Source organism: Crocosphaera chwakensis CCY0110 (assembly GCF_000169335.1).
Classification (GTDB): domain Bacteria; phylum Cyanobacteriota; class Cyanobacteriia; order Cyanobacteriales; family Microcystaceae; genus Crocosphaera; species Crocosphaera chwakensis.
Genome location: NZ_AAXW01000077.1, coordinates 1 through 19,647 on the forward strand (window position 1 = coordinate 1; position 19,647 = coordinate 19,647).

General features: G+C 36.2%; 19 protein-coding genes. 4 read left to right on the forward strand and 15 right to left on the reverse strand.

Going from position 1 to position 19,647, the window contains the following annotated elements:
• The 7 genes from CY0110_RS24730 to pstS form a co-directional block, all read right to left on the reverse strand.
• The coding region (locus CY0110_RS24730) for an ABC transporter substrate-binding protein (protein ID WP_008278355.1) at positions 1-627 on the reverse strand (627 nt) is incomplete at its 3' end.
• 68 nt (positions 628-695) lie between these two features.
• Complete coding sequence (locus tag CY0110_RS24735) at positions 696-1,163, reverse strand: DUF29 domain-containing protein (RefSeq protein WP_008278356.1); 468 nt, start codon at positions 1,161-1,163, stop codon at positions 696-698.
• Between the two features lie 14 nt (positions 1,164-1,177).
• Positions 1,178-1,972, reverse strand: a complete 795-nt coding sequence (gene pstB, locus CY0110_RS24740) for a phosphate ABC transporter ATP-binding protein PstB (protein ID WP_035800613.1) — start codon at positions 1,970-1,972, stop codon at positions 1,178-1,180.
• Positions 1,973-2,016: 44 nt separating this feature from the next.
• Positions 2,017-2,832, reverse strand: a complete 816-nt coding sequence (pstB, locus tag CY0110_RS24745; protein ID WP_008278358.1) for a phosphate ABC transporter ATP-binding protein PstB — start codon at positions 2,830-2,832, stop codon at positions 2,017-2,019.
• Between the two features lie 55 nt (positions 2,833-2,887).
• Positions 2,888-3,769, reverse strand: coding sequence for a phosphate ABC transporter permease PstA (pstA, locus tag CY0110_RS24750; protein WP_008278359.1), 882 nt, complete (start codon positions 3,767-3,769; stop codon positions 2,888-2,890).
• Between the two features lie 163 nt (positions 3,770-3,932).
• The gene (gene pstC, locus CY0110_RS24755; protein ID WP_008278360.1) at positions 3,933-4,844 is read right to left on the reverse strand and encodes a phosphate ABC transporter permease subunit PstC; all 912 of its coding nucleotides are present in this window, start codon (positions 4,842-4,844) and stop codon (positions 3,933-3,935) included.
• A 185-nt stretch (positions 4,845-5,029) separates the two neighbouring features.
• A complete protein-coding gene (pstS, locus tag CY0110_RS24760; RefSeq protein ID WP_008278361.1) occupies positions 5,030-6,187 on the reverse strand; it encodes a phosphate ABC transporter substrate-binding protein PstS in 1,158 nt (385 codons plus the stop codon).
• A gap of 331 nt (positions 6,188-6,518) precedes the next feature.
• On the opposite strand from pstS, the gene CY0110_RS24765 reads away from it, so the two are divergent.
• Both CY0110_RS24765 and CY0110_RS24770 read left to right on the forward strand, forming a co-directional pair.
• Positions 6,519-7,556 (forward strand): PstS family phosphate ABC transporter substrate-binding protein, encoded by a 1,038-nt coding sequence (locus CY0110_RS24765; RefSeq protein ID WP_008278362.1) that lies wholly within the window; start codon positions 6,519-6,521, stop codon positions 7,554-7,556.
• Between the two features lie 626 nt (positions 7,557-8,182).
• Positions 8,183-8,392 carry a hypothetical protein gene (locus CY0110_RS24770; protein ID WP_008278363.1) on the forward strand — a complete coding sequence of 70 codons (210 nt, stop codon included), beginning with the start codon at positions 8,183-8,185 and terminating at the stop codon, positions 8,390-8,392.
• Here the strand turns inward: CY0110_RS24770 and CY0110_RS24775 are convergent.
• The 5 genes from CY0110_RS24775 to purU all read right to left on the reverse strand — a co-directional run bounded on the left by CY0110_RS24775 (position 8,389) and on the right by purU (position 13,854).
• Positions 8,389-8,886, reverse strand: coding sequence for an HNH endonuclease (locus CY0110_RS24775; protein ID WP_008278364.1), 498 nt, complete (start codon positions 8,884-8,886; stop codon positions 8,389-8,391). The genes CY0110_RS24770 and CY0110_RS24775 overlap by 4 nt on opposite strands.
• Before the next feature lie 354 nt (positions 8,887-9,240).
• A complete protein-coding gene (locus tag CY0110_RS24780) occupies positions 9,241-10,587 on the reverse strand; it encodes a Mur ligase family protein (protein ID WP_008278366.1) in 1,347 nt (448 codons plus the stop codon).
• Positions 10,588-10,687: 100 nt separating this feature from the next.
• On the reverse strand, positions 10,688-11,986 hold the full coding sequence (locus tag CY0110_RS24785; protein WP_008278367.1) for a hypothetical protein: 1,299 nt from the start codon (positions 11,984-11,986) through the stop codon (positions 10,688-10,690).
• Between the two features lie 4 nt (positions 11,987-11,990).
• A complete protein-coding gene (locus CY0110_RS24790) occupies positions 11,991-12,872 on the reverse strand; it encodes an NAD(P)-dependent oxidoreductase (protein WP_008278368.1) in 882 nt (293 codons plus the stop codon).
• Between the two features lie 127 nt (positions 12,873-12,999).
• On the reverse strand, positions 13,000-13,854 hold the full coding sequence (purU, locus tag CY0110_RS24795) for a formyltetrahydrofolate deformylase (RefSeq protein ID WP_008278369.1): 855 nt from the start codon (positions 13,852-13,854) through the stop codon (positions 13,000-13,002).
• A 362-nt stretch (positions 13,855-14,216) separates the two neighbouring features.
• Between purU and CY0110_RS24800 the strand changes: the two genes are divergently transcribed.
• Positions 14,217-15,899, forward strand: coding sequence for a mechanosensitive ion channel family protein (locus CY0110_RS24800; protein ID WP_008278370.1), 1,683 nt, complete (start codon positions 14,217-14,219; stop codon positions 15,897-15,899).
• An 80-nt stretch (positions 15,900-15,979) separates the two neighbouring features.
• Positions 15,980-17,275 carry an adenylosuccinate lyase gene (gene purB / locus CY0110_RS24805; protein ID WP_008278371.1) on the forward strand — a complete coding sequence of 432 codons (1,296 nt, stop codon included), beginning with the start codon at positions 15,980-15,982 and terminating at the stop codon, positions 17,273-17,275.
• A 103-nt stretch (positions 17,276-17,378) separates the two neighbouring features.
• On the opposite strand, the gene CY0110_RS24810 is transcribed toward purB, so the two are convergent.
• The 3 genes from CY0110_RS24810 to CY0110_RS24820 all read right to left on the reverse strand — a co-directional run.
• On the reverse strand, positions 17,379-18,359 hold the full coding sequence (locus CY0110_RS24810; protein WP_008278372.1) for a radical SAM protein: 981 nt from the start codon (positions 18,357-18,359) through the stop codon (positions 17,379-17,381).
• Positions 18,360-18,527: 168 nt separating this feature from the next.
• A complete protein-coding gene (locus tag CY0110_RS24815; RefSeq protein ID WP_008278373.1) occupies positions 18,528-18,800 on the reverse strand; it encodes a hypothetical protein in 273 nt (90 codons plus the stop codon).
• A 25-nt stretch (positions 18,801-18,825) separates the two neighbouring features.
• The coding region (locus CY0110_RS24820) for a S8 family peptidase (RefSeq protein WP_157464653.1) at positions 18,826-19,647 on the reverse strand (822 nt) is incomplete at its 5' end.

The following is a 19,647-nucleotide window of genomic DNA, read 5'->3' on the forward strand; positions in this document are numbered from 1 at the left end:
GGGTAATAAATTAGCAGGGGCTTGCCTAGCATTTTCTCCATTATATTGTTTATAAATATGACCGGGTAAAATGAGTCCGGATGAGCCAATAAAAAAGCGATTCCAAGCCGGATTAACTCGTTTAAAAGTAATCTTTACTGTGTCATAGTCAAGGGCTTCAACCTTCTCAATAATTTCATAATCTCCTGCACTGGTTGCCCCAACTTTTGGGTTACTTAAAAATTCATAAGTAAATACCACGTCATCGGCAGTAAATGGAGTACCATCAGACCATTTTATATCGGGTTTTAACTTCCAAGTAACAGACTTTCCATCTTCTGCAATTCCCCCATTGTCACGAGTGGGAATTTCTGCTGCTAAAAAGGGAATTAATTCCCCATTTTTATCGTAACTTGCTAAGGGTTCTAAAGTAATTCGACTGGCTTCTGAGTCTTTTAATCCTGTGGATAAGTGAGGGTTAAGAATGGTGGGAGCTTGCCAATATAATAATCGTAAAGTATCACTATCACTTTGGCTGTTTGTCGTAGTTTGCTGCTGAGAATTACAGCTAGTTAAAAGCAGAGAAGTTCCTAAACATAAAGAGAATAACCAACGGCAAGATTGATAATGAAATAATTTCTTCGACACAGATAGAATACTTCCTTAGATCATTGGGTTCAGGGTAAATTGTAGCAGATACTTATTGTTTGTATTGACTAATTCCCATAAAAGTCTTCATTCAAAATCTGTTCAATAGAAAAAGGACAACTGATAGGATATTCACTTTCTTTGGGAACTTGCACCCCAAATTGAGCTAATTTTCCCTCTTTAATGGCCAATTTTCTCCCATCTCCGTAAGCTTTTTCCACTGCTTCTGGTAAAAAACGTTTTAAAGATGGGGTATCTGCTAAATTATCAAGAACACGCTGACGATGTTCTAAGACTGAACTATACCAACTCCTTTTCATGGTTTCAGGTACATCAGACTGAACCTGTAATTTAAGTAAATGGCATAACAAAATTTTTAGATTGCTTTTGAGTGCATTTTTTTCGGACTTACCCAAGTCTACTAATTCCTCAATTAAATGCTCGATATCTAAAGATTGAAACTCACCATTTTTTAATTGGTTAATGGTTTGTTCAATCCAAAGTTGTAAGTCTCGATCATAAAGTTTGTTGGCCATTTTATCTTCTTAAATTAACCAAATCGTCCACTAACATAGTCTCTAGTTGCTTCTTGAGCAGGATTTTGGAACACGACCTCGGTTTCATCGTACTCTACAAGATAACCTACTTTACCCTTTCTTTCGGTCGCTTCTGCGTTATAAAAAGCGGTTAAATCAGATACCCGTGACGCTTGCTGCATATTGTGAGTAACAATAACAATAGTGTAATCTCTTTTTAATTCGTGGATGAGTTCTTCAATTTTTAGGGTAGAAATAGGGTCCAAAGCAGCACAAGGTTCATCCATTAAGATAACATCTGGTTTAACTGCAATAGTACGAGCAATACATAATCTTTGTTGTTGTCCCCCAGACAAGGCCAACCCACTTTGATGTAATTTATCTTTAGTTTCGTCCCATACTGAGGCTTTTTTTAAGGAAGTTTCTACTAACTCCCCCATGTCCCCTTTGTATCCATTTAATCTAGCACCAAAGGCAATATTTTCATAAATAGACTTAGGAAAAGGGTTTGGTTTTTGGAATACCATACCAATGCGACACCGTAAGTCTACAGGGTCAACTTTTTTGGCATAAATATCTTTACCGTGATAGGTTATTTTTCCGTCAATTCTCGCACTAGGAATCAGATCATTCATGCGATTAAAACAGCGCAAAACCGTACTTTTTCCACATCCAGAAGGACCAATAAATGCCACAACTTTATTGAGAGGAATGTCTAAAGTAACGTCCCTAACAGCTAAGTTTGAACCGTAGAAAACGTTTAAGTGTTCAGTTCTTAAGACGGTTTCTGTTGCTACATCAGTCATCATTTTTTTTAACCTTAGTAATTTAAGTAACAATAAATTCAAGTAGATTAACCAAATTTTCCACTTACATAGTCTTTGGTATCTTGGTGTTTTGGATTACCAAAAATGGTCTCTGTATGATCATATTCCACCAGAAAACCAACTTTACTACCTTTATCAGTGGCTTCTGCATTGAAAAAGGCTGTATAATCAGCAACCCGTGTGGCTTGCTGCATATTGTGGGTAACAATAACAATGGTGTAATTTTCCTTTAATTCGTGCATTAACTCTTCAACTTTTAAGGTTGAAATGGGGTCTAATGCTGAACAAGGTTCGTCCATTAATACCACTTCAGGTTGAGCAGCAATAGTACGAGCAATACACAGTCTTTGTTGTTGCCCTCCTGATAAAGAAAAGCCACTTTCTCCTAATTTATCCTTAACTTCGTCCCATAAAACGGCGCGTCTTAACGAGGTTTCTACTAACTCATCTAAGTCTCCTTTGAAGTTATTTACCCTAGCACCATAGGCAATATTATCATAGATCGTTTTGGGGAAAGGATTGGGTTTTTGAAACACCATACCAATGCGCTTTCTAACTTCAATAGGATCGATATCAGAGGCATATAAATCCTGTCCATGATAGTTTATTTTTCCATCAAGGTGAAAACTATCAATGAGATCATTGAGTCGATTTAAACAACGTAAAATGGTACTTTTTCCGCAACCCGAAGGACCGATAAATGCTGTTACCTTATTTTTAGGAATCGTAAAAGTAACATCCCGAACTGCCCGATAGGTTCCATAATAAATATCAACGTGATCGAGAGAAAAAACCGTCTCTAAATTATTTGATGGTATTGTATCTTGTTCCATATTTCCCATAATAATCTTTCCCGTAAAAATTCCAGAATTCCAAACGCCTGACACCGAACTCAGGTTAATAAGTTTTTTGACGAGTTGCTAAACGGGCTGTAACACTGGTAATTAAGACCAATAACACTAAAATTAAAGATCCTGCCCAAGCCAGTTCCTGTTGGGGTTTAAAGGGTACAATGGCGTAGTTATAAACCAATACGGATAAAGTAGCAATGGGTTCTAGAAGTCCTTGTGGGGGCGCACTGGGCCAGAAATTGGAGTAAAGTGCCGTAAAAATTAGAGGGGCTGTTTCTCCAGCAGCACGGGCGATTCCTAATGTAACTCCAGTTAAAATAGAAGGAATCGCAGCCGGTAGGACTACTTTCAACACTGTTTGATAGTTATAAGCCCCGATACCAAAGGCAGCCCAACGCACATCTTGAGGAACAATTTGTAAGGCTTCATCCGTTGTTCTAATAATGGTAGGTAACATCAAAACCGCTAAGGCAACACCCCCAGCAATAGCCGAAAAGCCAACAATACCAGTGGCCACCAATAAACCATAGGCAAATACCCCGGCAATAATCGAAGGAACCCCACTTAAAACGTTAGTAGCAAATCTAACCCATTTGGCAATTTGGTTATCACGGCTAAATTCCGATAGATAAACCGCAGCTAACACCCCGAAAGGAACTGAAATAATAGTACCGATGGCTACCGTAATTAAGGTTCCAATAATAGCATTGGCAATGCCTCCATCTGAAAGGCCAGGGGGAGGTGGTAACTGAGTAAACAGGTCGAAATTAATCTGACGAAACCCTTGAAGTGCAACAAAGATTAACACTGCAAACAGAGGAATAAGGGTGACAATCATACATAGAGAAGCAATACCCGTCCAGAAGCTATCAAATAAGGCACGGGAAGAGGTGGGCTTTTTTTTAAGACTTAATCCCTTGTTTTCCATAACTAATCAGTATCTTGATAAAAATAAACGTTACACTCACATCTTGCACCTGCCTTATCAAGTATTGGTAAGGATAGGGTTTGGGGTGTAGGGTGTAGGGGGAATTCGTAGAGTTGAAGAGTATTCTTACCCCTTGCGATCTCCGAACCCCGAACTAAAATGACTAATATTTAGCTCGAACTTGACTAACGATATAATCAGCTAAAATATTGACCACTAATGTCAAAATCATTAGCACCAATCCCGCATACATGAGGGCTGCTACCTGCATTCCCGAAGCTTCTGCAAACTGGTTAGCAATTAAAGATGAGATGGTATTAGCTGGTTCTAAAATAGAAATACTAATTTTATTGACATTGCCAATAATCATAGTGACAGCCATGGTTTCTCCCATTGCCCGACCCAAGGCTAACATAATGCCCCCCACAATACCAGAAAAGGCAGCCGGTATTAACACACGAAAAATAGTTTCCCAACGGGTTGCCCCTAACCCTAAAGAAGCTTGGCGTAACTCAGGGGGAAGAGAAGCCAAAGAATCACGAGAAATGGCGATGATAATGGGTAAAATCATAATTGATAGCACAACCCCTGCCGGAAACATCCCTGGCCCACCAGCAGGAGGCGTGCTAAACAACGGTATCCAACCGAAATTATTATGTAACCACATCGCCAAGGGTTGAATCACAGGAATTAAAACAAAAATACCCCACAGTCCATAAACCACACTGGGAATGGCTGCTAATAACTCTACTAAGAAAACTAAAGGGGTGCGGAATTTTAAGGGAATAAAATTTTCACTTAAAAATATAGCTGTTCCAATGCCTAAAGGAATAGCGATCACCAAGGAAATTAAAGAACTAACTAAAGTTCCATAAATAACTGGCAACGCGCCGTATTCTTCTCGTCCTTTAACTGGGTTCCAGGAACTACTAAATAGAAAACTCAGTCCATATTCTTGGATAGCTGGCCAAGCACGCCAAGCAATAATTGAAGCAATAGAAATCAGAATTAAACCAATACCAAGAGCAAAGGCTAAGGTGAGCCAAATAAACCAATTATCGATGGTTTTTTCCATAGCGGAGCGAAAGCCCACTCCGGTTTGTCGTCTAGAAGATGATGCAGTCACGATAAATGAGCAAGCTAAATTGCTTAGAAAAACAACAGTGAAAAAAAGTGAGGAGAGAAGAACGAAATATTTGAGTATCAGGGAAAGTTATGAGTTTTTGTTATACTTTTTTCCCTCACTCATTATGTCATTGATTAGTTCACTTTGATTTCGTAATCAGGACTAATGGCATCGGCTGCTGCGGCCACTTTCTCTCTCACACTGGGGGGTAAAGGAACATAACCTAATTGTTTACTTTGTTCTTGACCTTCGGTTAAACCATACTGGATCATGGCTTCCATCGCGATCGCTTTTTGAGGATCGTCATAGGTTTCGTAGGCTAAGAGCCAAGTGTAAGTAACAATAGGGTAAGATTGATCTCCTTCAGGATCGGTAATGAAAGCCCGTAAGTTCTCAGGTAAAGTTACCGCATCTAATGTGGCTGAGGCACTCTCATCGGTGGGAACAATATAGTTGCCGGCAGCATTTTCTAATTCTGCTACAGGAATACTATTTTGTTTGGCGTAACCATATTCAACGTAACCGATCGCTCCTTCGTTTTGCTGAATGGATGCGGTTACCCCTTCGTTTCCTTTACCGCCAATAAATTTACCTTTACTGGTGGGCCATTCCACACTTTTACCTTCACCAATACTGGCCTGCCACTCTTGGCTAATAGCACTGAGATGCTTGGTAAATACCCCTGTGGTACCACTACCATCAGAACGGTGAACGACGGTGATGGGTTGATCGGGTAATTCAAGATCGGGGTTAGCTTCAGCAATAATTGGATCATTCCAGGTGGTAATAGTTCCATTGAAAATGCCGACATAGGCTTCTCTAGACAGTTTTAGTCCTTCGACTCCAGGTAAGTTATAAGCCATGACAATACTACCAGCAGTCATGGGTAGTAAAAGAACACCTCTATCAATTTGGGTCATTTCTTCGTCTGTCATAGCTACGTCACTCGCCCCAAAGTCCACAGTTCCGGCGGTAAACTGTTCAACTCCGGCACCACTTCCAACGGACTGATAGTTAACTTGGAGACTGGGGACTTCCTTGTTTAGTTGGACAAACCAGTTTTGATATAGGGGTGCGGGGAAAGAAGCACCAGCCCCAGTTAAAGAGACATTACCTTCTAGGGGAGGGTTTAAGGCAGTGGTTGTCCCTTCGCTTCCACTATCGGGGGTGGTTGTAGCAGTATCAGGAGTATCAGAGGAACCGCCTCCACAAGCTCCTAAACTAACGGCTAAACTTAAAATTGATAAGGATCTTATTATGGTACGTTTACTTGATTTCACTGGTGTGAACATAGGGCTTTAATTGTTAATTGGATAAACTAAACAAATCTTAAAGCAGAATCTAACAATTTATGGTAAACGTTAGGTTAAGAAAATTATAAACTCCAGAAATTTAAGACTTTTTTTGTTGAGAAAACTCTCACTTGTAAAAAAAAGATTAATTTTTATCTTTCGCTGATAATCTAAGTATTATCATTATATCGATATTAGAAAAGGTGTTGTTTGTCTCCAAGGCACCCTAAATAAAGGATGGCTAAGGAAATGTTATTTGTTTAAGTTCAAGTTAACTTCTTGGTTCAAGTTAATTGCTAATTACTATCATTTAAAAAAGGTAAAGCTGAAGATGATAACGAATATTTATGAAATTTTCAAGGTCAGAACTTGGGGTGTCGGTTTGATATCGTTGTCTTTATTATCCGCTTGTGGTTCTGTTCCTGAATCAGCGATTAAACCCATTAAAATTGATGGCTCAAGTACGGTTTTTCCCATTACAGAAAGGGTATTAGAAAGCTATGAAAGTGAAGCCGTTAACCAACCCATCAAAGAACTCAACATAGAAGGGGAGTTTTCAGGAACGGGCGGAGGATTTCAGAAATTTTGTGCAGGGGAAACTGACATAAATGCAGCCTCTCGTCCCATTTCCAGCGAAGAAATGAAAGTGTGTAGTAATAATGAAATCCGTTATATTGAACTTCCTATTGCTTTCGATGCCATTACCATTGCGGTTAATCCTGGGAATAATTGGACAGATACTTTAACCGTTGAACAATTAAAAACGATGTGGGAACCCACAGCAGAAAATCAGGTAACTCAATGGAATCAAGTTGATCCAACTTATCCGAATCGTCCGTTAACATTATATGGACCTGACGAACTCTCTGGAACATACGACTACTTTACCAAAGCCATTGTTGGAGAAACCGGAGCGAGTCGTCAAGATTACGTTGCAAGCGAGGATGATGAGGTATTGGTTACCGGGTTAGCTCAAGATCCCAACGGTATTGGTTATTTTGGCTATGGTTATTATCAGCAAAATCAAGATAAACTCAAGGCTGTTGCTGTTGATAATGGTAATGGTGGGGTCATTCCTTCGTTACAAACAGTGGAAAATGAGGAGTATCAGCCCTTATCCCGTCCTTTATTTATCTATGTTAACGCCAAACGAGCGCAAGAAAACCCTGCTTTAGAAGTTTTTGTAGAATACTATCTCGATAAAGCTCCAGAATTAGTAGCAGAGGCAGGTTATATTCCTTTGCCTGAAGATGCTTATCATCTGGCTAAAATTCACTTACAACGGTTTGATGTGGGTAGTGTTTTTGAAGGTAAACCCCAAATTGGTCTAACCATCAGCGATGTTATGCGACAACCCACTAAATTTTAGAATTATATGGGGGCGGAGAGACTTGAACTCTCACGACCTTGCGGTCAACGGATTTTCATTCTCTTGCAGCTTTCGCTACTGCACCATTTGAGCTTTGAGAATTGGACTCTCCCTTTACCCTCAGCTTAATCTGTTAGGGTAGCTCCCGTCGAGTCTCTGCACCTTCTAACCCCTTTCGGTTTTAGCTTGGCTCAGGATTGCCTTATCTATCTAGACTTAGGTTTCCCTGAATTTGAGAGCTTACACTTGTAAGATTTCTCCAACAAGGCTCAATTTTACTTAAGTCCGTAGCGTCTACCATTCCGCCACGCCCCCGTCAGGTCAGAAGCTTTAGTTAGCTTTTTTCACCGACAATTATTAATAGTAGCACAAGATTGTCTTTTGGTTAACAGATTTTAGATTTTTTTAGATTTTTTCCCTGCTCCCCTCTCTCTTGCAGTCTTAACTAGGTTTTTGAGCTTAACCGAGTAGCATTGAAGTTCAAAGACAGATTGTCAAAATTTGTTTTTTCTTTTTCTTAAACTTTTATACTAATTGATTACAATAGATGTCGAATGGGAATAGTTACACTAAAATTCAGGATAATACACCTTAAAATAAAGTTGATGGCATAAAAGGGGTTTAATATGTTAGTTATTTTAACTCGTGATAATATTTTATCTGTTAATCAAGTGTGTCCCGGCTGTTTACTGGCTGATCAAAAAGGCACTCCACGGTGGCATCATGGAAAACTAGGTTGTGGCCATTCTCTCAATAAAGTCGATACACAACAAGCTAGAGTCTATGAATGCGAGATGGGATTTCAATTGGCTGAAGTTGAAGGTCAAACCGCTTAAATGCCGATAATATACTTACGCCATTCTTGATTAAGATTGCCTCTGGTATGTTTGACCAATTCAAACTGTAAACTACTGTAAGGACGACGGGGTTGGTGTCGTAGGTTCATTTGCGCTTCTTTGGGAGTGCGATTACCTTTTTTAACGTTACAACGAACACAAGCCGTTACTAGATTTTCCCAGGTGTCTCCTCCACCACGCGATCGGGGAATTACGTGATCAAGCGTTAGTTGCTCTCCTTTGTAGCGACAATATTGACAAGTGTGGCGATCCCGTTCTAGGATGTTACGGCGTGTTAAGGGAATTTCTTTGTACGGAACACGCACATAATGCCGTAACCGAATAACCGAAGGAAGGGGAAAATCAGCATAAATTAATCGCTCGTTGTTTTCCAGTTGCTCTGCTTTGCCTTTGATCAATAGAACTACAGCCCTTCGCCAACTGGTGATATTGAGCGGTTCATAGGACGCATTTAACACCAGAACCTTGCCCATAGCTTATTTTTTAGGAATTTCTGTGAGTTTAAACCCGATGTTAGCACAGTTCTCTGATTTTGTCTGCTGCGAAAGTTACAAATGTTATACATGAGGTGGTTGCGGATTTAACATTTAGTTACTTAAAATTTTCTCCCTTTACTTGACAATTGATTCTGATACCCATTCTCAAAAGTCACTAGAAAATTAACTTCCTTTTTCTTCCCCCGCCCAACTTAACCAATAATCTCTATTATTAAAAGTTGATATAATCTCCCCTTCCTCTAGTTTTTCCACAATAGTTTTCTTTTTTCCCCACATTGTTGTTAATTTTCCCCAGTAGTTAAAGAAGACATTATCATTGTGTTATTACACTTATAAGATTTGACGACCTGTTAAGATTCCTCTAACTTCTAACATAGCGGAATAGGTTGGAACAATGTGTAAGGTTTCCTCTGATGTTGTCAAGGTTAAAGCAGTTTGTACGGCTTCTTTTAAATTTTCTCTAACAATTAATTTAACACGATTATTTTCTTGAGGGAGCGTTTCTTGACTATATTTAAGACGCAATGCCATGTCATAGGTGCGATCACCACTTACCACTAAATTACCTCCTAATTTAACTAAGGGTTCTGTATCCACATCCCAAATCCACGAAACATCTGTTCCGTCAGGAATTCTATCATTTAAAATTAATAAAGTTGTAGAAGATTTTCCCATTTTTTTAATATCATTAACTGCCCGAATGGTTTCATTCATACCTACGGGATTTTTAGATAATAAAATGCGGACGTGCTTGCCATTTATGGTTAATTCTTCTGCTCGACCAAAAGCTGCTTTAAAGGCTTTTACTGTTTTTAAAATCGCTGTTGTTTCAATATTCAATTCTTGGGCAACTAATCCGGCAGCTAAGGTATTATATTTATTATAAACCCCGATCAAAATTTGTGGCCAGTCTTGACTATTTACATCTAGTTTACTCTTTTCAAAGCCACATTTTTCACAAGAATAATCCCCTAAATGAGATAAATAAACTCCCTCATAAGTTAAAGGATAACCACAACTAGGACAATAAATCGAGTCGACAGCGTGAGGAATTTCCTCTAAATATAAATTCGGTTCAGAAAGACCAAAATAACGAACATTTTGAGTTAATTGTTGTCCTAAATAAGAAAGGGTAGGATCATCAGCATCTAAGACAATGATAGTATTAGGAGAAAGCGGTGCGATCGCTTTTTGCCACCGTTGACTAATGGTATCAACTTCGCCATAACGATCCAGTTGATCTCGAAATAAATTGAGTGCTAAAATTACTTTCGGTTGACAATCTTTTAATAACAGTGGCACGATGTTTTCATCAACTTCTAAAATGGCATAATCTGCGCTTAATGTACCAATTAAATTGGTATTATTCAGTAAAGTAGTGACTAAACCATTAATTAAATTAGCCCCAGTTTCATTGTGAGCAACTTTATAATTTTGGTCTTCTAAAATAGTTCTTAATAGTAGAGAAGTGGTTGTTTTGCCATTGGTTCCTACTACTAAGATAACCCCTTGTTTGACTTGTTCACAGAGTAGAGATAGCAGTCTAGGGTGAAAACGCCGAGAAATAGCCCCAGGTAATACACTAGCAGCACCTAAACCTACAAAACGAACCAAAGCAGTGATAGTTTTTGCTACACCTACCGCTAACCCTAAACGAACGCGATCTACTATATTCATAGTTTAGATAACTGATCCTAGATAACCTTTAAATTATTTAGAATAACATGATTAACTTATTTTTGGTAATATAATTTTACTTAATACCTAAATAATCTAATTACTCTTTTTCCTCTGAAGATTCATTACTTAGTTGTTTTGGCTGTTTTTTCTGATAACTGTTAATGGCTTCATCAAGATAAGCCCAAAATAGTTTAGCTAATTTTTCTTGTTCAAAGTTAGTAATCGTCAGCACTTTATTTTTTCCAATAATTAAAACTTCTGGCTGAGAATTATTAATAACAAATGAAGCTTCTATATCTGATGTTTTAATTTTATCAATCATTTTATTGTCAATAAAAAATTTAAGATAGTATGGAGTAATATAAATATGTTTTACACGGCTTAACTGCCACCCTTGATAAATAAAAATACCTAAAACTAAAACTAATTCTAAAATATTACGCCAATGCCAGTTAGGGAGGAACCATTGAAAGGGTGAAGATAGATAAATAATATCATCTTTTCCTCTAATAATCGAAATGATCTTATGTAATAATCCCCCAAACTTAATCATAAATCCACTCATAACAATAATAAATAGAAAAAATCCTGCTTTTTCAAATAGTTTTTTAATAAAACTCCAAGTATTAGACCATTGCCATTGAGTATAAATATGAACTTTTCTTGAATTTATTTGATATCTAACTCCTTCTAAATTTTGATTAACTAAATGGTATAAAAATATTGGTTGTAATTCTTGTTCGACATAAGAATTTGCTCCCTGACTATGACTAAAAATAATATCAGAATCGAAATAATTAGCTAATTTTTTAGCAGTTAATAATGATTTATGAGTTAAAATATTTTCGTCAATAACAAAATGTTTGCCGTTACATAAATTAATTTCTATTTGCCAAACTTCATCTAAAACTTCTTGAAAAGCACCTCCTCGTAAAGAAGATTTTACGATAGAAATATGATTGACTTCTTCTGGAAAAAAACTAGCAAAAATAGATTGAGTTTTAGTGTTAGGCAAGGATAAACAACAAATTATTTTATTCTTATTTATCTCATAGATACATATGTCAATTTTACGATTTTTCTGAAAATATTGATGTTTAGCAAGCCAACAGTCTAAATACCAAATTATGAAAAATATGATAATAATGATTTGAATATAGTCTCTAAAATAGTAACCTAAAAGAGATAAAATACAAAATATACAAAAAGCTATTAAACTATCAAGTTCATTCTCAAGCTTTTTGCCATAAATCAACTCAGACCAAATAAGATGAAGTAGAAATTCATAAATAGTTTGAAGTAGCTTTTTGACCTCGACTAAAGGAAAAATAAGTTTAGCATACCAATGATCAGTTAAATAAGTTATTGTTCCTTGAAAAATTAATTTTTTAGACATTATTTTATTGATTATAATAACGAATCATTGCTTGAGTTCCTTGTTCTTGTGCTTCGCCCTTATCCATATTCGCCACTACTTTTAAAAAGCTTTCTGCTAAGCTAACTCCTGGTAATTCACTCTCTGATTCTGACATAATTTCTTGAATTAATCGTAAATCTTTTAATAAATGTTTAATGGCAAAACCAGGTTCTAAATCTGAGTCTATAATTTTCGGACCTAAGTTAGCTAAAGCCCAAGAACTGGCTGCACCTGTCTGGCAAACTTCTATCATCAGATTAGGATCAATATTCTGTTTTTCTGCCATTTTTATAGCTTCACATAAAGCCACCATATGAACTGCACATAGAGCCTGATTACACATTTTTACCGCTTGTCCATTGCCTGTAAAACCACAATAAATAATCGTTTTTCCCATAGCTTCAAAATAGGGTAAACATTCGTCAAAATCTTTTTTTTCTCCTCCAACCATAATGGTTAATGTGCCTTGTTTTGCACCAATATCTCCTCCAGAAATGGGTGCATCTAAAAAGCGAAATTTTTGTTCTTTTAATTGAACCCCAATTTCGCGAGCTGCTTGGGTACCAATGGTACTAAAGTCAACAATTAATGCGTTAGGTTTAGCATAATTAATAATCCCATTTTCTCCAAAAATGACATCATTAACATCAGGAACATCACCCACACAGGTAAAAATAATATCTGCTTCTTTGACAGCAGCTTCAATGGAAGGAGCAAGGATGGCACCAGCATTGTGTGCTACGGTGATACCAGGGCGGTTAGGACTACGGTTCCAAGCTTTGACAGTCAAACGTTTTTTTGCTAGATTAGCAGCCATGAATCCTCCCATTAAACCTAGGCCAATGAATGCTAGTTGTTGTGTCATGGGTAATTTATATAATTGATTGATTGAAATAGTTAATACTATTTTAGGATAGATATGAATTAAAATAAGAAATTTAGTGAAACTTAATGATTAATTTTTAGAGGATTAAGATAATTTAGACTATCATTTAAGCGAAGACAACGGTACGATTTCCATACACTAAAACTCGATTTTGGACATGTAAACGAACCGCTCTAGCTAATACCACTCTTTCTAAATCTTTACCTTTACGGATTAAATCTGGAATGGTATCTCGGTGAGAAACTTTAACAACATCTTGTTCAATAATTGGACCTTCATCTAAATCGGCTGTAACGTAATGAGCAGTAGCACCGATGATTTTCACACCCCTTTCATGGGCGCGGTGATAAGGTTTCGCTCCAGCAAATGCGGGTAAAAAAGAATGGTGAATATTAATAATATGGGCAAAGTGATTGATAAATTCAGGGGTTAAAATTTGCATATATTTAGCTAAAATTACTAAATTAATGCGATGTTGTCTTAAAATCTCTAACTGTCTTGCTTCTTGTTGATTTTTTGTCTCTTTTGTAATAGGAAGATAATAAAAATCGATATTAAATTGTTCAGCGATCGCTTTTAATTTTTCATGATTACTAATAATTAAAGGAATATCTGCTCTAATTTCTTTTGCTTGCCAACGCCATAATAAATCAAGCAAACAATGATCTTGTTTGGTTACAAATAAAGCTAAACGGGGAATAGTATCAGAAAAATGAATTTCCCACACCGCTTGTAAGGGTTTAGCCACAGAAGCAAAGGCAGAAGGAATCATATCACGAGATAACTTAAATCCATTTAATTGCCATTCTATTCGTGTTAAAAATAAACCAGCTTCAAAATCTGTATGTTGATCGGCATGGATAATATTGCCACCATTATCATAGATAAAATTAGCAAATTTCGCTACTAATCCTTGTTGATCAGGGCAAGAAATTAACAAAGTTGCAGTGGAACCATTCATACTCAATTATTAATCTATTATTACTTTATAGTTTAACGAAATATTTTGAGATAGTTGGTTTTATTTTTATTAAAATTTAATAATTCCTTAAAAAAATATAATCTTAAATATATATATTTAAACCTTACATATTAAATCAAAATTTATTAATACTACTTATGATCTTAAAAGACTATTAATTTTTATTGTTAATTAGATTTTTGAACTTTAGTATATTATTGATTGAAGTCTAAGAACACAATTATATGATTACCAAGTCTCGCAAAATAATATCCATATTAACAATAATACTGTTAACATGTGGCTGCTTACTCAGCCTACATTTTTATAGCCCAAGTATAGCACAAGTAAAAACCATTAGTTTGCTAGAAATTAGTAGCAAGAAAGATTTATTTTCTCACTATATTTTAGTTCAAGAATCACAGAAACAAGAAGAATCTTTGTCTGAAGAATCCGTGGATGATGATCCCCCGGCTCCTGTTAAATTAGATGGAGAAACTTTATTTGAATTTAAGACCAATATTGAGGGAATACCTAACCAAGAAAGGGCAAAGGTTGCCATGAAACGGCTCAAAGAGGTAGCAAAAGATCGTTCAATTAATATAAACAATTTAGAAGTTAAGACCATCGATGGAATATATATTATTTATGTAGAAAATAATCTTTTACTCTATTTAGGACAAAGCGATGCTGAAGCTAATAATAAATCCCTAGAAAAACTGGCACAAAATTATTCCGAGATTATCAAAAATGCCATTGTTGAATATCGTAAAGAAAGAAACCTCTCTTATTTAGGTATTAGAGGTTTATTGAGTTTATTATCTACTATTTTAGTGATTTTTATTGTTCGATTTTTAAATTGGTTTATTCCAGGTGCATCTCGTCGCATTCTTGAGGGAAGAAGTTTATTTTTCAGAACCTTAAGAATTCAAAATTGGACAATTCTTTCTGTTTACCGACAAAAACAAATTACTATACTAAGTTTAAAAATAGTTCGCTGGATTATCATTTTTGTAATTTTATATTTTTATATCCCTTTAGTTTTAAGTTTATTTCCTCAAACTGAGCGGTTAGGTAAAAGCATTTTTAGTTCATTTTTTGGAGCATTAGGAAATGCTTGGTCTGGATTTATTGATTATTTACCTAATTTGTTTTTAATTATAATTACTCTTATCGTAACTCATTATTTAATTCGTCTATGTCATCCCTTTTTTAAAGCAGTAGAAGAAGAAAGAGTAACTATTCCTGGATTTTATCCTGACTGGGCAGAGCCAAGTTATAAATTAACTGTTATTTTGATTATTGGGTTAGCAGCAGCCATTATTTTTCCTTATTTACCAGGATTTGAATCTCCTGCATTTCAAGGAATTTCTATTTTAGCGGGTGCTTTAGTTACTTTTGGGGGAGCCAGTACCATTGCTAATTTAATTGGGGGATTTGTGGTTATTTATACCCGTGCATTTCAAATAGGCGATCGCATTAAAATTGAGGAATATCAAGGGGTTGTAATAGAAAAAACTATTCTTTCTACACGAATTCGTAACCAAAATAATGAAATTATTACCATTCCCAACTCCATCTTAATTATCAGCAAAATCATTAATTATACTGCAACAATGAGGGATCTTGAAGAACCTTTAATTCTGAATACAACCATTACATTAGGTTATGATGTTCCCTGGCGTTTAGTCCATGAAACTTTAAGGAATTCTGCTTTAGATACTGTCGATATCTTAGACGATCCGACTCCTTATGTCTGGCAAACTAGCTTAGATGATTTCTATATTAGCTATCAACTTAGAGTTTATACAAATAAAACTACATCCATTGAAATCGGTAATATTTATACTGAATTACATCAAAAGATACAAGACAAATGTGCAGAAGTTGGAATTGAAATTATGTCCCCTCATTATGCTGCGGTTAGAGACGGAAATCAAAATACAATTCCTGAAAATTATTTACCCAAAGATTATAAAACTCCAGGGTTTCGTTTACACCCCTTAGAATCATTTTTTAAAGGGAATATAGAGAAAGATAATTAATAGCCCTTAAGAGTCCACAATGAACTTAGGGAAAAACACAAATGTGATACTATGGCTTGTTGTATCAGTTATAGATGGCAGTGATTGAACGTTATACCTTGCCAGAAATGGGCCAACTGTGGACAGATAGTTATAAGCTGAAAACTTGGTTACAAGTAGAAATTGCAGTTTGTGAAGCCCAAGCAGAATTAGGTTACATTCCCAAAGAAGCCGTAGCAAAGATTAAGGAAAAAGCTAATTTTGACCCGAAACGGGTATTAGAAATTGAAGCGGAAGTGCGTCATGATGTCATTGCATTTTTAACGAATGTTAATGAATATGTAGGAGATGCTGGCCGTTACATCCATTTAGGGTTAACCAGTTCCGATGTCCTTGATACGGCTTTGGCGTTGCAATTAGTGGCCAGTTTAAATCTGATTTTAGAAAGTCTCGAAGAGTTGATCCAAGCCCTACGTTATCAGGCACAACAACATCGTAACACTGTTATGGTAGGGCGATCGCATGGTATCCACGCTGAACCCATTACTTTTGGCTTTAAGTTGGCCGGGTGGTTGGCTGAGGTGTTACGCAACCGAGAACGATTAGTTAACCTACGCAGTACCATTAGTGTGGGTAAAATATCTGGTGCTGTGGGAACTTACGCCAACGTTGATCCCAGGGTGGAAGCTTTGTCCTGTCAATATTTGGGGTTAGAACCAGATACTGCCTCAACTCAGGTGATATCCCGCGATCGCCATGCAGATTTTGTGCAACAATTAGCTTTATTAGCTTCTTCTGTAGAACGGTTTGCTGTTGAAATTAGAAACTTACAACGCACCGATGTTTTAGAAGTAGAAGAATACTTTTCTAAAGGGCAAAAAGGGTCTTCTGCAATGCCTCACAAACGGAACCCTATTCGTTCTGAGCGTTTAACCGGTATTGCTCGTATTATTAGAAGTTATACTGTAGCAGCCTTAGAAAATGTTGCTTTGTGGCATGAACGGGACATTTCTCATAGTTCCGTAGAACGAGTAATGTTACCCGATACCTGTATTTTGACTCATTTTATGTTGAAAGAAATTACTAATTTAGTCAAGAATTTATTAATCTATCCTGACAACATGAAACGGAATATGAATGTTTATGGCGGGGTTATTTTTAGTCAACGGGTTCTATTGACTTTAGTCGAAAAAGGCATGAGTCGGGAAGATGCTTACAAAGTGGTACAGAAATGCGCTCACGAAGCTTGGAATAAAGAAGATGGTAACTTTTATGATTTAGTCTGTAAAGATGCCCAAGTGACGCAATATCTTAGTGCTGAAGAGATCGAAAAATGCTTTGATCCTCAACATCATTTACAAAATTTAGACACCATTTATCAACGGTTAGGTATATAGGGTTTTGATAACTTGTAGGGGTTTAATGCTATCAATTAAGCCCTTACGATACTTACGATACTATAGAACTGAGGTTTAAATCACTAAAGTCACCGTAGAGTTTTTAAGAGTTTTTGACATAATTATACCAAGGACAAGCCATTATTTTTTGATCCCCTATTTCTAATCCTTTCAGCCAAGGTAAAAATAATTCTCGCTCAATTTCTACTGTTCCATCCAAATTCAAATGTCCTATTTTATTTTTAGGACTATCTAAAGCAACAGTGCATTTAATAATGTCTCCATTGGCTCGAATTGCCAAAGAATTACCTTTAGAAGCATAACAAATATACTGATTAATATCTACTGTCTCTAACTGTTGGGAATTTTTAACTTGTTCCTGCAATATTTGAATGACTTTTCCCTCATCTTGATCACTAAAAATAGATAAGTTCTCATCGTTTTCTCCCCCTAAGCGTGATATTGATTTGAAATAAACATAAAAACGACCATCATCAATTAATTCTGTATTAATCATCTCAATCAATGGAGATAATTGAGTCCATGTATCAGGAGAAAAATGAACTCTAAGAATTATATGTGCAGGATAGTCTGTATCTCGAATAGCTAATAAATTACGCCAAATCGTATTGAAAGTACCTTTTCCATCGGCTCTTTTTCTAGTTTGATTATGAACTTCATAATCGCCATCAAGGGATATTTGATAAGTGTTAATTCCGAGAGAAACTAATTCTTGAAAAGTTATAGTATCAAGAAAATATCCGTTAGTAGTGATGTTAGCACCATATTTTAAATCGGAACATTCTTGAGTTAAGTCAATAATATGACAAGATATCTCACGAATGATATCTTTTTTTAACAAAGGTTCTCCTCCAAACCAACTTATTTCCAACTTCTTTAAATCAGGGACACGAACAGAAATCAATTTTTTGATTGAGGCTACAATTTCTGATGTCATGCCACCCATTTGATAATTTTCATAACAATAAATGCAACGAAAATTACATCTCTCTGTAGGAAAGAGAATGAGATTAAGATAATTAGGGTCTAATGCTTTTTTAACCAGCAACTTTGTTAAAGACATTTCAGTTATTTACCTCGAATATAGATTTAGTCCTTTGAATAAACTTCAACTTTTCTTAAAACCCTACTAGCATCAAAATGTACCAGTTAAGAGGTAATTCCGATTGCCCAAATATTATCCTTGAACTGGTACAGACGAATAGACTAGGATCGAATGGATAATCAATCACTAACAATGAAACCCGCACACAGTCTGCATCACTGTTTCATCTTGTACAATCTCTTCAAGAGCTTGTCTAAAATTCTCATCATCAATGATAAGACGACCGCACTCATCTACAGTAATCTTATCTAAGCTTAGATGAGATATTTTTTCTTCAAGAAATTTCAGGACGTTCTCTTGATCTTTAATCAGAGCTTCTACAAGTTCTGGACTATCAATAAAAACTTGTCCAAAGGTTACATCGGATGTTTTAATGTTGACTGGCTTAGCTGTAGACATGACTAATACCTCTATTCAATTACGATTAAATTTGTTTGGCTAAGTGAATAGCCTTTAACGCATTAATGCGTCCTTTTCCTAGTTTGTTAGAAAAGTCTGGATTCGCTGTATCAACCTCATCGCAACTCTCTTCAAGAATATGACGCACTTGATGATTAGTTAATTGAGGATTAACAGACCACACGAGAGCAGCAACACCTGCTACATGAGGAGCAGCCATTGAAGTCCCTGTATCGAAGCGATAATAATCATTATTCTCTGGTGTTGGTTTATTAGTTGACCAAATATTTTCTCCTGGCGCACAGATATCAATCTGGGTTCCATAGTTTGAAGACCCTACTTTGTGATTTTTTGAGTCTAGTCCTGCCACTGCAATCACTTCAGAATGGACTCCTGGATAACGAGGTTTATCATTATCCATATCCCAATCATCATTACCTGCTGCAAAAATAACTAGAATATTATTCTCAATAGCTCTTGTTATGGCCCGAAAGATTGCAGTATCATAACCATTTGTAACCCAACTACAGTTGATAACATAATGCAATTCAGGATGTTGCTTGGCAATCTCAATAACATAATTAATCGCATCAACACGATTAGCATTTCTGCCTGCTTTTAGTTTGACTCGTAAAGGCATTATCTTACAGTTGGGTGCAACTCCAATAATTCCCTCTGGACTATCAACTGCACCCGCTATTCCTGCTACATGAGTGCCATGAAATGTATTATGTCCAGCATCTTCAGGAATATCATCATCATCAGGGTCAAAATCCCAGTCTTCTTCATTTCGCGGTAGTATATTTGCTACTAAATTAGGATGATCTAAAGCAACACCTGTATCAAT